Origin of the sequence: Chitinophaga sp. 22308 (assembly GCF_052045305.1) — a bacterium.
Taxonomy (GTDB): Bacteria; Bacteroidota; Bacteroidia; order Chitinophagales; family Chitinophagaceae; genus Chitinophaga; species Chitinophaga varians_A.
Genome location: NZ_JBQEOP010000005.1, coordinates 618,495 through 631,399 on the forward strand (window position 1 = coordinate 618,495; position 12,905 = coordinate 631,399).

The window sequence follows — 12,905 nt, forward strand, 5'->3', positions numbered from 1 at the left end:
ACAACCAATTTTTGTAACTTTGTTGCAAATTTTAACTTTTCACGATGAACAACGAAACCGGCAAACCAGAATTCTGGGAAGCGGCTTTTGTAGAAAAGCAGGAGATGTGGGGCTTTGAGCCCGCCAACTCCGCGATACTGACAAAAGACCTCTTTATTGAAAAAGGCATCAAAAACGTGCTTGTCCCTGGCATGGGCTACGGCCGCAATGCCCGCATTTTCAGGGACAACGGCATGGCGGTGACGGGGATAGAAATATCTCAGACAGCCATCGATATCGCACACAAACATTTTGGCACAGACATGCCCGTGTACCATGGGTCTGTAACGGACATGCCTTTTGACGATAAGAAATATGACGGCATATTCTGCCATGCGCTGATTCACTTACTGGACGAAAATGAAAGGGCAAAACTCATCCGTGACTGCTACCACCAGCTGTCCTCAGACGGTTACATGGTTTTCAGCATGATTTCGAAGGCGGCATCCACTTATGGCCAGGGTACGCTCATCAGCAAAGACCGCTACGAAATGTTCGGTGGCGTCAACATGTTTTTCTATGACCGGGAGTCTGTTCATGCAGCATTTGATACTGCTGGACTGTTTGATATCACTGAAGTGAGCGAAAACTATCCCATGTTTTTAGTGAAATGTAAAAAAGAGGAACGGTAGTACTGCTTTATACCCCAAACTGCCTCAGGTGATGGTCGGCATGTTTGTAAGCGAAAACGCCGATTTGTTCTGTTGTCATTTTACCAAAAAAATCGTGGACAAAGGCGGGATTTGAGTAGTGTTCACATTCTGCGATCAGGTTGATCCATATTTTTTTCTGCTGCTCCACATCACCGCCTTTTTCTTTTACGGCCTGTTTTCCTGCCGGCATGTTCTTCTGCATGGGCCGGTCGTCTTTGGTATTACTTTTCAGCGCCATTTTCCCGAATATCCTGCCTAACCATTCCTGTTTGTATGTTGGGTTGTTTTTTCCCATGATCCATTCAAACCATATGGTGCAGTGTTTGGTCATCTGCCAGACGTCCATTTTTCCCCATTGCGCCTTGCTGCGGTCATTGAGGGTATCAATTCTGTTTATTAATTCAGTCCGTGTGGAGTGGTCAAATATTGTCTTCATGGCTAAAATTATTGATGGACTGTAATGAAAAGTAATTTCCGGAATCGTCCTTAAACAAGGCTTCTGTGCCATAGAACTCTTTTGTGGGTGGTTTCAGGAACTCCACTCCTTTAGCCTTTAGTTCTTCATAGGTGGCGAAAATATCTGTACAGGTGAGCACGCCACAACCAAATACCCCTTGTTTGATCAGGGTGATCAGCATGTCTGCGGTTTCCTGGGGAAACATTTTGCTTACTTTTACAGGGAAAAGGACCAGTTGCAAATCGGGCTGTTCCGGCGGTGATACCGTAAGCCAGCGGGTATCCGGTCCCATAGGGATGTCATCGACCAATTTAAATCCCAGTTTGTTAACATAAAAATCGTAGGCGCTGTCCTGGTCCAGTACATGAATATTGGTGACGGTCATTTTAGTAATCATAGTCTTCGTTTTTGTTACTGAAACAAAGATCAACAACTGCCTAAATATTCACCTCTTCAAAATTGCTATTTTTCGAGCCAGCCATGCTGGTAGGCATAACAGGAAGGGACAAACGCGAGGGGTTTCTCACTGATTTTCTTTTTCATGGCTTTATGGCGGGCTGCATAGGAAGACGGAGACTCTCCCGTTATTTTTTTAAATAAGCCGCTAAAGGAGGTCAGGCTTTGAAAGCCAACCGAAAAACAGGCTTCCGCAACCGTTTTATCTTCTTTTAACAGTTCCCGGGCCTTCTCTATTCTTACCGATTTGAGATATTGGTGGGGTGTTTTGCCGTAGGCCGATTTAAAGAGCCGGATAAAATGAAACCTGGAGAAATACGCTTCATCAGCTATATTTTCCAGATCTATTTCGTCAGCATAGTTATTGTCTATAAAAAGTTTGGCCTGAACAATACGGATATACAGGTACACCCTCGGATACTCCGGAGTGATGATTTCCCTGTCGTCTCTATTTGTATCTGCATTACTCATAACGTTCACAGCTATCCGAATATACAACAATACCGCGAAATGACCTCAACTTAACAGCTTTGACGGCGCTACCCCGTACATCTTCTTAAACGCAAAAGAAAAATGCGACAAGTCTTCAAACCCGGTTTCAAGGTATACGTCGGACGGCGCTTTCCCTTTTTCCCTTATCAGAAAATGCGCTTCCTGCAGGCGCCGGTGCAGCAACCAGCGGCTGGGGGAAGTATGGAAGATATGTTCAAAATCACGTTTAAAAGTAGCAAGGCTGCGCCCGGTAAGGTAGGCGAAACGTTTCAACTGAACATTAAAGTGAAAGTTTCTGTTCATAAACTCTTCCAGGTCGATTTTACCCGGTTCCCTGAAATCGAACAGGATATCTTTCAGCTTCGGCTGTGTCTGCAACAAGACCATAATGGCTTCCCGTTGTTTGAGCCGTTGCAGGTCATCATTGATCAGGTGATCTCCCTGTACATAGGGCAGCAATGAATCTATCAGACTTTTACACAAGGGCTGGTGCTCCAGTCTTATTACCCCCTCTTCTTCTGCATTACCGGTTGTTGCTGCCTGATAGCCGTATTCCAGGCTGAAGCTCTTTAATGTTTCCTGATCGAGATAAACGGAGATGGTTTTAAAGACCCCGTTTTCCAGCGGCTCTTTCAGAAATTTCACCAGCTGGTTACGTTTGATAAACCGGAGTTCCCCTTCGTTAAAAACATAGGTTTTATCCGCACTGTTAAGCGTCAGCCGGCCAGTGACCTGGTAACTCAACACATGTTCCGGTATAAACTGCTCCCCGTCCCGGTTACGGGCGTAGTAACAGGAATAAGCGATACGGGATGGATTTGTCTTCGGTTCAGTCATCATCTAAAATTACAAAAAGCAGACGGCATGTGGATACCGTCTGCCTCGTTCGTTATTTAATTCTTACGCTGTACGCCGGTGCCGACCCACTGCGCCACCTGTGTTTCGGGAAATACCCCGGCCTCGTCATGGTCGGTGGAGAGGCTTACCGGCAGCCATTCTTCCATTTCCGCCTGTCGTGCTTTGTCGGCATTTTTCAGGAGACTGATTGCCTCGCTGCCCAGTACCAGGTGTAACGGTGGTGTGGGATGCTGTGCCAGGTCTACCATGGCTTTGGCAGCCTTAACAGGATCGCCTACCGCCACAAACTTCCCTTCTTTGAAGTAAGCAATACGCTGGCTGACAGTCTCATAAGCCGCTATTTCCGGGGCATAGGTCATAGAAGCGCCGGCCCAGTCGGTGCGGAAACCGCCGGGTTCCACGCTGGTCACGTAAATACCCAGTGGCCCGGTTTCTTTGGCCAATGCCTCAGTGAAGCCGCTCAGGCCGAATTTGGCCGCCTGGTACATGGTCAGGCCGGCATTGCCCACTCTTCCGCCGATGGAGCTGATCTGTAATATTCTGCCACCGCCCTGTTGGCGCATGTAAGGCAATACCGCGCGGGTGATTTCAATCGGGGCGTACAGGTTGGTTTCCAGCTGGCCGCGTACCTGTTCAGCGGTATAGGCTTCCGCCGCACCTATAATGCCAAAGCCGGCATTGTTGACCAATACATCGATACGACCGAAATGCGCTACCGCTGTGGCCACCACCTGATGTACTTTTTCATAGTCGGTGACATCCAGCGCCAGCGGCAATATCTGATCGCCGTATTGTTGTACCAGCTCGTCCAATTGACTGATGTTGCGCGCAGTAGCTGCGACTTTATCGCCGTTTTGGAATACGGCTTCTGTGAGGCTCCGGCCCAGTCCGCGGGAACTGCCGGTAATGAACCATACTTTTTCCATTTTTGCTGATTTTTTAATGATACCTCAAAGGTACACCGGTGGTGAGCCCGCAGCTTTGTTGTATGGCTCAAAGATGGTTTGTTGAAAAGCTCATGGCAAATTGGCCATAAGTGCATTTATTTAGTGGATCTTGGCCAAATTGAAGTGACAAAATTTCAAGCTGTCAGTTGTCATTTTTTCAAGAAAAATGACAAAATGTAATTACTTTTTTTGATGGCACACCACTTGAAAAGCCATTTTTAAAAGCAAGCACCGTCAAGATTGCGATACCTTATCACATGACTTTGTGTTTAACCTTAAATTCAAAATCATAAGAACTATGGCAAACAATTTAACGGCCACTCCACTCCATGACAGGGTCATCATCAGGCCCGCACAGACAGAAGAAAAAACCAGTGGTGGTATCATTATCCCCGATACTGCCAAAGAAAAACCACAACGCGGCGTAATTGTAGCTGCCGGTCCCGGAAAAAAAGACGAACCGGTAACTGTTAAGGCCGGCGATACTGTCCTTTACGGTAAGTATGCCGGTACGGAAGTCCGCATCGGCAATGAGGATTTACTCATCATGCGTGAATCCGACATTCTCGCTATTATTTAATTGAATGTTTTCATTTATTTAAAGAACAAATCCTATGGCAAAGCAACTTTTCTTTGACGTTGAAGCAAGAAACAAAATGAAGAAAGGCGTTGACACACTGGCCAACGCTGTGAAGGTTACACTGGGCCCTAAAGGCCGTAATGTAGTACTGGAAAAGAAATTTGGCGCCTCCCATATTACAAAGGACGGTGTTAGTGTAGCCAAAGAAATAGAACTGGAAGACCCTATCGAAAACATGGGCGCCCAGATGATTAAAGAAGTAGCTTCCAAAACAGCTGATGTTGCCGGTGATGGCACTACCACTGCCACTGTGTTGGCACAGGCCATCATTGGGGAAGGCCTTAAAAACGTGGCTGCCGGTGCTAATCCGATGGACCTGAAACGTGGCATCGACAAAGCGGTGGAAGCTATTGTAGCAAACCTGAAAGAACAGGCGCAACCGGTTGGCCATACCGAAGAGAAAATCCGTCAGGTGGCAGCCCTTTCCGCCAACAACGACGATACCATCGGTAAGCTGATCGCTGAAGCCTTCGGCAAAGTAGGCAAGGAAGGCGTTATTACCGTGGAGGAAGCCAAAGGCACCGATACCACTGTAGAAGTGGTGGAAGGCATGCAGTTCGACCGCGGCTATCTGTCGCCCTACTTTGTGACCAACACAGAGAAAATGCAGACAGAACTGGACAATCCCTACATTCTCATCTGCGACAAAAAGATCAGTTCCATGAAGGATATCCTTCATATCCTGGAGAAAACCGCCCAAAGCGGAAGGCCGCTGCTCATTGTAGCAGAAGACCTGGACGGGGAAGCACTGGCCACACTGGTAGTCAACAAACTCCGTGGAACGCTTAAAATAGCGGCTATTAAAGCTCCCGGATTTGGCGACAGAAGGAAAGAGATGCTGACCGACCTGGCCGTGCTCACAAAAGGCACTGTGATCAGCGAAGAACAGGGCTACAAACTGGAAAACGCAGATCTCAGCCACCTCGGCACTGCCTCTTCCGTTGTCATCACCAAAGACACCACCACCATCGTTGACGGCCACGGCAACAAAGAAGATATCGATGGCCGCATTGCGCAGATAAAAGCGCAGCTCAGCACCACTACTTCTACCTATGACAAGGAGAAACTCCAGGAAAGGCTGGCTAAACTCAGCGGCGGCGTAGCTGTATTGTATGTAGGCGCCGCTACGGAAGTGGAAATGAAAGAGAAAAAAGACCGTGTGGACGATGCGTTGCACGCTACCCGCGCAGCCATAGAAGAAGGCATCGTACCCGGCGGCGGGGTGGCCTATGTACGTGCGGTGGCGGCCCTGCCGGAATTAAAGGGACTGAACACGGATGAAAACACAGGCATCGCGCTCGTAAAACGGGCAGTAGAAGAACCGCTGCGCCAGATTGTTGCCAACTGCGGCATGGAAGGCAGCGTGGTAGTACAAAAAATAAGGGAAGGCCAGGGTGACTATGGCTTTAATGCCCGCACTGAACAATATGAACCATTACTTCAGGCCGGCGTTATAGACCCAGCCAAAGTAACCCGTATAGCACTTGAAAACGCCGCTTCTATCGCCGGTATGCTGCTTACCACCGAATGTGTGGTGGCCGACAAACCGAAAAAAGAAGTTCCGGCGGCCGTTCCTGCCGGTATGGGAGGAATGGACTATTAAAACTCAAAGGTAACGGAGGGACTCTTCCCTCTGTTACCGTCTATTTTTTCCGGCCTGCAAAACGCACTACCGCCCCTTTGCCAACATGAAACTGTCCTTCATTCAACAGGATTTCTTCTTCCTCCAGCATCAGGATATCATAGTTTCCGAAATAAGTGGTGATCTCTTCTTTTGAATACAGGTCGTCTGTTCCATCAGGGCCGCCTACACGAGGGTTTGCAGCCTTAAAACCCCGATGCTGTTTACTGAAAGCTTCAAAAATAATGATGCCTCCCGGTTTAAGATAACTGTCCAGCTGATGGTGGAACTGTGCTTTTTTATCCCCGGCAAAGTGCGCGTAAATCAGGCCCATGGCGTCGAATGAAGCTGCTTCAAACTGGAGGTCTTCGAGGTCGCCCACAATATAGTCCAGTGACACCTGCCGTTCTGCTGCCAACTGCATGGCTTTCACTTTTCCGGCTTCGCTTTGATCGAAAGAGGTCACCTGCCAACCTTGTTGCGCGGCAAACACGCCGTTGCGGCCTTCTCCGTCGGCGGGCATCAGTATAGTGCCGGGTGTGAATTTGGGCAACCATTCCCTGAAGAATTCATTCGGTTCCTTTCCATAGACAAAAAAATCGTTTTGGTATCTTTCATCCCATTTCTGTTTCATAGCCAGGTTATTTTTCTTCAAAGGTACGGTGGCCCGCCTGGAAAGGGACAGGACAAAAGTGGAATTCAACCGGACTGTAATGAAGTTATTGCCGCATCAGCTGTTATTATTCCTGAACACCTCCGGCGTATACCCCGTCTGCTTTTTAAAGAAACGAATGAAGTAAGAGACGTCTTCATATCCCAGTTGTTCCGCGATCTGGCTTACCTGCGCGGTGGTGGCCAGCAGGTTTCGCTTTGCTTCGAGGATGATCTGTTCATTGATCAGCGCAGAGGTGGTCTTGCCCAGCGCCTCGCGGGTGACCGCATTCAGCTGATAAAGAGAAAGGTGTAGCATCGCTGCGTACTGCGATGGGCGTTTATGCGTATGGATATGTGTTTCCAGCAGTTCCAACAGGGCTTCCAACCGTTCCTGCGTATAGGTGTCAGCGTTGTTTTTTGCCGGTTGCTGCTGTAGCCGGAGCAGTGTGATCAAAAAGACATGCAGGTATGATTTGATGGCTTCCCGGTATTGGTCCTGCTGTTGTTGATATTCCCGGAAGATGGTATCCAGCAGGCGCAGGGCCTTCCCTTCCCTGTCGGCGTAAACGTTGGCTGCCCCGATCTTGCGCAACAGCTGTGCGTTGTGGTAAAAGCCGGTGGTAAACTGCATCATCCAGCCGGTGCTGCCGGCTTTGATCCGGAGCTGATGCACCTGGCCCGGCCGCAGAAAAAAGATGGTACGGTCCTGAAGCTGGTAAGGCGTAAAATCTATTTCATGCTCACCGGCGCCTTTCTCCAATGCAAGCACATAAAAGAAATTGTGCCGGTGCAGTTCCTGCACCATGTCCTTGTCCGCCATGTTTTCCCGGATATCCTGGATACCAAAGTCCAGGGGATGGCCACGCCGAATATTTCTAACCGGAATTTTTTCCATATCGATATTTCAAGGTAACGATTTCCTGCCTTTCATTTTTTCCGTTTCATGCAAAACAAATTCCCGATTGGATTATCAGCCTGCTGCATACCAGGATAGTTTTGCGGAAATTCTTACAACCAAACATGACGACTTCATTTAAAGCCATCGTTTCAGGCTTTCTCCTCAGCCTGATTACCCTGGCGGCAGTAGCGCAACAAGCCACCATCAGCGGTACTGTACGTTCTTCCGAAGGACCGCTCAGGCATGCCACCGTGCGGGTCAACGGTACCAAAGAGGCAGCTTTTACAGACAAAGACGGTAAATATTCCCTTTCCATCAATCGTGACACGTTTTCATTGACCGTAAGCCTGATGGGCTATACGCCGCAAACGCGGTCTTTTGCCGGCAGCCAGTCCACAACGGCCGACTGGTCCCTGGAACAGGCATCCCGCGCACTCGGCGAGGTGATCGTATCTGCCAGCCGTAAGCCGGAATCACTGGACAATGTACCATCTTCTGTTACCGTACTGAACCGCAAAACACTGGAAGATAACCTTGCTGTAACCTCCGATATCACCCAGATACTGGCCAACGAAGTTCCCGGCCTCGCACCATCCGCACAAAGCAACAGCAACGTAGGGCAGTCCCTCCGTGGCCGTTCAGTGCTCATCATGATCGATGGTATCCCGCAGTCCACGCCACTGCGTAACGGCGAGGTGGACCTCCGCTCCATCGATCCGGCAGTACTGGAACGTATCGACGTGATCAAAGGCGCCACCGCCATCTATGGAAACGGCGCTTCCGGCGGGTTAATCAACTATATCACCCTCACCCCGAAAGACAATACGCCCATTGCCGGCAAAACATCCATCAACCTCACCGGTTCGCTCGCCAGCCTGAAAGGCAGCGTAGGCGGCCGCATCGGACAGTTGCTGCATGGAAAGCTCGGGAAATTCGACTATGCTGTCAGCGGTGTATATGAACGTACCGGCGAATGGAAAGATGCCAAAGGGAAACTGATAGGCACCAATTACAGCCTCGGAGAAACGGACAGTTATAACGGCTTTGTAAAACTCGGCTACGCTCCTAACCGCCGCCAACGTATACAGCTGATGTACAATTATTACAACAGTCAGCAGCACTCCAATTACACACTGGTGAACGGCAACTATCTCACCGGGCAGCCTGCTACCGGCGTACTGGGCAAACAGGCCGGTCAACCGACAGGTATCAACGGTAACCATAATCTGCAGCTATCATGGCGTGCAGACAGCCTGATCGGTGGTACCAGCCTGCAAACAGACGCCTATTATGAATCGCGGGACGATGTGTTTTACGTTTCACTGGGACGCTTCGAAGGCGGCGACGGACAATCTCATACACTGTCAAAGAAAAAAGGGTTCCGTTTTATGTTCAACTCCCCGCTGACCAGCCAGGGTAGCCTGTCTTACGGCGCGGACTTCGTCAATGACGTCACCTCCCAGCCGCTGGTAGACGGCCGTATCTGGGTACCGGAGATGAACATGTTCAACGTAGCACCATTTGCAGAAACCCAATGGAAACTGTTTGACGACCTGATACTGAAAGGCGGTGTTCGCATGGAAAGGGTAAAAATCAGTGTGAACGACTACACCACGCTGCGCATCACCAACGCCAACGGACAAACGATCACGCCCAGCTTTGCGGTAAAAGGCGGCGATCTGACCTACACTTCCACCCTGTTCAACGTAGGCGTCCGTTACAACCGCCTCCCGGCTTTCCAGCCTTATGCCAGCTTTTCCCAGGGTTTCTCTGTGGCTGATATAGGGCTTGCACTGCGCGACGCCAAAGTGGACAATATCAGCAAAATCAATACAGAAGCGGTACTGATCAACAATTATGAGCTGGGTTTCGTCAGCAAGGCGCAACAGTTCCGTTTTGAGCTGACCGGCTTTATCAGCACCTCTAAACTGGGCGCGGAAATGATCTACGACGCAGCGACTGATCTCTTCAAGGTGAGCCGCACACCGGAACGCATCTATGGTTTTGAAGCCACTGCACATTATCAGCCTGTGTCCAAACTGGACCTGAACCTGTCGTTCAGCTATGCAGAAGGCAAGTCAGATACCGGCCGCACAGGAGACTACAACATGTTCCTCAACAACCGGCGCATTGCCGCCCCTAAAGTTGGCAGCAGTATCTTCTACCGCCCCCTGAGCGGCCTTGAATTACAGGTACACTACAATGGCGTCCTGAAGCGGGACCGCTTCGATAAACTGCCCGGCGGCCTGTACAAAGGCTATGAAGGCATTGTCAACGCCTACCACCTGTTTAACTTCAATGCCAGCTACCGGGTGGCCCGTAATACGCTGCTGACATTAGGTATCGAGAACCTGTTCAACGCAGATTATTTCCCTGCCAGGTCACAATGGTTCATGATCCCGGGATTTTATTCCAAAGGAAGAGGAACAGCATTTAATATAGGCATCACCGTTAATTATTAATCTCTCCGGCCGAAATCCGGGTTAAAATAAAAAAGGCCGGGAAGCACATGCTTTCCGGCCTTTTTGGTGTCTTTCTTCCTTATTTTATCCGGGCCTTTATAATACTACCGGCCGGCACTTTCAGGTCTATAAAAGAAATGGTATGTCCGTTGTTGTCTGTCCTGAAACTGGCTTCCCTGGACGTGTTCCCCACCATGATACGGTCATGCCTGCCCGCAAAAGCAGCGCGCCAAATCAACGTTTGTTTGCCTGTATGCTGAAAGGTGGATTGTTTTCCGGTATGCGTTACCGTTATCCCGGTATTCATCACTTTCAATCCCTGTGCAATAGCGGTATCTGCAGCGTTGCCCCGATAGAGGGTGGTAATGCGCTGTGATGCCGCATCCGGCTCTATGCCCATCAGGCCATGTATCACGCCTTCCACTACGCCGAAAGACACTTCCGGATATTCCCGCCGCGGCGTGGCCGGATTAGACAGCCACAGGATATAGTTGCGGGCCTGTTGCCAGTAGCCTTGCCGGTAGCAGATCACCGGCAGATAAGAAGTAGTTTCCACATTCCATTGGCCTGCCAGCAGATGTGCCATCGTCTGGTTGTTTCTGGCGGTGTCTTTCAGTGCATCGAACCAGAGGAGGAACATCTCTCCTTCTCCTGTTCCGAACTGACCGGCGCCGTTGTACCATGTATAGTAACGATGATCAGCGGCATTCCACCAGTGAGCGTCTATTTTTTCCCGGTATTGATCTGCTTTTCTATGATACAGGGCCGCTTTAGCGGTATCACCGTTCAGTGACTGTATGGCAGCGTAACAAGATAATCCCCGGTAGATGGCCGCGATAAGGTCCACGCCCATTTTCAGGTCCGGGACATTTTCCACATATGAGGCCAGCCCACGGCAGCGATGGAAATAGTCCTGTTTATTGAAAGGCACGGGGGCATTGGGATGCAGCGGCCTGGTGAAAAGGGAATCCGGCTGCAACACCCACTGGTCAATGTATTCATTCACCGTTTTCTCAAAGAAACGAACGAACACAGGATGTTGTATATACGACTGATCGCCAGTCCAGCGGTATAACTTCAAACAGGCGAACATCACATCGAAGTTGGCGTTCAGGTTATACCAGAATTCCCGGTCGTTGCGATAATCTTCCGGCGCAGGAAGACCAAATTTGTTGATCTCCCAATAAGAGCACCAGTCTCTTTTTTCGTCTATGTGCGTGGCAAATGCCTGCAGCATATTGCTGTTTTCCTTATCCAGCCCGCAGATGGCCGCCCCGATGGTCTGGTGTGCCACATCGCGCATGCAGAAGGCGTTGCGGGAAGGCAAAGCGGCCTCGTACCAGGGACCAACGGCGTCATTCGGATTGCCCCGGTAATGTTGTACCATACCGGCAGCCCAGCGGTAAGCCTGCTGTACCGCCGTATCGGTAGTAATAAAAACGGCGCCCTGCGAAAGGGCCGTGATGCTGCTGCTGACAAGGCAGCATGCCAATAGAAATCGTTTCATGGGTTACTGTTGCTTTAACCGGAACATCACTATATCATGTGGTTTGATGGCAGCGGTAAACGGCTTTTTGGTAGTGCCTTCGTTTTTGCCTGTCCATACGTTGTACAGGGTGTAGTTGATATCCTGTTTTAACGTATAGTGGAAAACGTTATCCACCACCGCTGTTTGTTTCCAGTTGAAATTCACGGCGGTCTCACGGCTGCCGCGGTTCAGGAAACAAACGGCCCAATCGCCGTGCTGCAAGGGTTTAAACCATATCTGCAGGCTGTCTTTCCCGGAGAATCTGAACCCCTGTACGCCTAAAGGGTCCTGGTCGATGGCGATCACATCTTTATTGGTGAGGATGGCTTTTGTGGCGGGCGTCATTTTACGGATATCATTACCGGCCATCAGCGGAGCAGCCATCATGGCCCAGAGGGAGAAGTGCGTCCTGTCTTCCTCATAGGTCATTCCATTACCCACTTCCAGCATATCCGGATCATTCCAGTGATCGGGGCCTGCATAGCGGCGCAGTGTATCCTGCAGGTCGGCGATGCGCATCACGCTGAGGGCGTCCCAGGTGCCGTGGCTGTGTACGGAGTCAAACACCTGCCAGATATCCTCGGTGGTACGCCATAGCTGGCCTACCGGAGCGCCCCACTCCCATGGCTTGTTAACGCCCCATTCGCACAGGCTGAATATCATCGGGCGGCCTGCCTTGCGCAGCGCGTTGCTCATAGTGGTATATGCTTCGCGGGCGTTGATGCCTTTGGTATTGCACCAGTCGTATTTCAGGTAGTCGATGTTCCACGCTGCATAATTGCGCGCGTCCTGGTATTCATAACCGCGGGTACCGGGATATTTGGCGCAGGTGAGCGTGCCGGCGCAGTTGTACATACCGAATTTCAGTCCTTTGGCGTGTACATAGTCCACCACGGCTTTAAGGCCATGCGGGAATTTCTTCGGGTCCGGCACGAGGTTACCGAGACTGTCGCGTTCCATGGTCATCCAGCCGTCGTCGAGGACGAGGTAAATGTAGCCGGCGTCTTTCATGCCGGAAGACACCATGATGTCGGCCGTTTCCATGATCAGTTGCTCGCTCATATCGGCCTGGAAAGTATTCCAGGTGTTCCAGCCCATAGGCGGCGTAGGCGCCAGCCCTTCAAATTTCTGTGCGTTGGCGGTATGCATCAGCGCTAGTGCCAGTATACCGCATATCAGTTTTTTCATTTTTTTTCTGTG

The 12,905-nt window shown here is 50.2% G+C and carries 13 protein-coding genes; 4 read left to right on the forward strand and 9 right to left on the reverse strand.

What is annotated here, in order from left to right:
- Positions 1–44: 44 nt before the first annotated feature.
- Positions 45–671, forward strand: coding sequence for a class I SAM-dependent methyltransferase (locus ACTJJS_RS22880; protein WP_440665366.1), 627 nt, complete (start codon positions 45–47; stop codon positions 669–671).
- A gap of 7 nt (positions 672–678) precedes the next feature.
- Here the strand turns inward: ACTJJS_RS22880 and ACTJJS_RS22885 are convergent, their stop codons facing one another.
- The 5 genes from ACTJJS_RS22885 to ACTJJS_RS22905 form a co-directional block, all read right to left on the reverse strand.
- Positions 679–1,128: a DUF1569 domain-containing protein gene (locus tag ACTJJS_RS22885; protein ID WP_440665367.1), complete on the reverse strand. Its 450-nt coding sequence runs from the start codon at positions 1,126–1,128 to the stop codon at positions 679–681.
- Positions 1,112–1,546 (reverse strand): VOC family protein, encoded by a 435-nt coding sequence (locus tag ACTJJS_RS22890; RefSeq protein WP_440665368.1) that lies wholly within the window; start codon positions 1,544–1,546, stop codon positions 1,112–1,114. The genes ACTJJS_RS22885 and ACTJJS_RS22890 overlap by 17 nt, the downstream gene beginning before the upstream one ends.
- Positions 1,547–1,611: 65 nt before the next feature.
- Positions 1,612–2,076 (reverse strand): helix-turn-helix domain-containing protein, encoded by a 465-nt coding sequence (locus tag ACTJJS_RS22895; protein ID WP_211092654.1) that lies wholly within the window; start codon positions 2,074–2,076, stop codon positions 1,612–1,614.
- Between the two features lie 45 nt (positions 2,077–2,121).
- Positions 2,122–2,937: a helix-turn-helix domain-containing protein gene (locus ACTJJS_RS22900; RefSeq protein WP_440665369.1), complete on the reverse strand. Its 816-nt coding sequence runs from the start codon at positions 2,935–2,937 to the stop codon at positions 2,122–2,124.
- A 53-nt stretch (positions 2,938–2,990) separates the two neighbouring features.
- Positions 2,991–3,881 carry an oxidoreductase gene (locus ACTJJS_RS22905; RefSeq protein WP_440665370.1) on the reverse strand — a complete coding sequence of 297 codons (891 nt, stop codon included), beginning with the start codon at positions 3,879–3,881 and terminating at the stop codon, positions 2,991–2,993.
- A gap of 319 nt (positions 3,882–4,200) precedes the next feature.
- Here ACTJJS_RS22905 and ACTJJS_RS22910 point away from each other — a divergent pair, with 319 nt between their 5' ends.
- Together ACTJJS_RS22910 and groL are read left to right on the forward strand one after the other, a co-directional pair.
- A complete protein-coding gene (locus ACTJJS_RS22910; RefSeq protein ID WP_168807040.1) occupies positions 4,201–4,482 on the forward strand; it encodes a co-chaperone GroES in 282 nt (93 codons plus the stop codon).
- A 34-nt stretch (positions 4,483–4,516) separates the two neighbouring features.
- Entirely contained in the window at positions 4,517–6,145 is a 1,629-nt protein-coding gene (gene groL / locus ACTJJS_RS22915) for a chaperonin GroEL (protein ID WP_440665371.1), read from the forward strand.
- A 40-nt stretch (positions 6,146–6,185) separates the two neighbouring features.
- Here groL and ACTJJS_RS22920 read toward each other — a convergent pair whose 3' ends face one another.
- Positions 6,186–6,797, reverse strand: a complete 612-nt coding sequence (locus ACTJJS_RS22920; RefSeq protein ID WP_440665372.1) for a class I SAM-dependent methyltransferase — start codon at positions 6,795–6,797, stop codon at positions 6,186–6,188.
- 96 nt (positions 6,798–6,893) lie between these two features.
- On the reverse strand, positions 6,894–7,712 hold the full coding sequence (locus tag ACTJJS_RS22925) for a helix-turn-helix domain-containing protein (protein ID WP_440665373.1): 819 nt from the start codon (positions 7,710–7,712) through the stop codon (positions 6,894–6,896).
- 125 nt (positions 7,713–7,837) lie between these two features.
- On the opposite strand from ACTJJS_RS22925, the gene ACTJJS_RS22930 reads away from it, so the two are divergent.
- Positions 7,838–10,177, forward strand: a complete 2,340-nt coding sequence (locus tag ACTJJS_RS22930) for a TonB-dependent receptor (RefSeq protein WP_440665374.1) — start codon at positions 7,838–7,840, stop codon at positions 10,175–10,177.
- A gap of 79 nt (positions 10,178–10,256) precedes the next feature.
- On the opposite strand, the gene ACTJJS_RS22935 is transcribed toward ACTJJS_RS22930, so the two are convergent.
- Complete coding sequence (locus tag ACTJJS_RS22935; protein WP_440665375.1) at positions 10,257–11,684, reverse strand: hypothetical protein; 1,428 nt, start codon at positions 11,682–11,684, stop codon at positions 10,257–10,259.
- A gap of 3 nt (positions 11,685–11,687) precedes the next feature.
- The gene (locus tag ACTJJS_RS22940; RefSeq protein ID WP_440665376.1) at positions 11,688–12,893 is read right to left on the reverse strand and encodes a glycoside hydrolase family 27 protein; all 1,206 of its coding nucleotides are present in this window, start codon (positions 12,891–12,893) and stop codon (positions 11,688–11,690) included.
- Positions 12,894–12,905 lie beyond the last annotated feature (12 nt).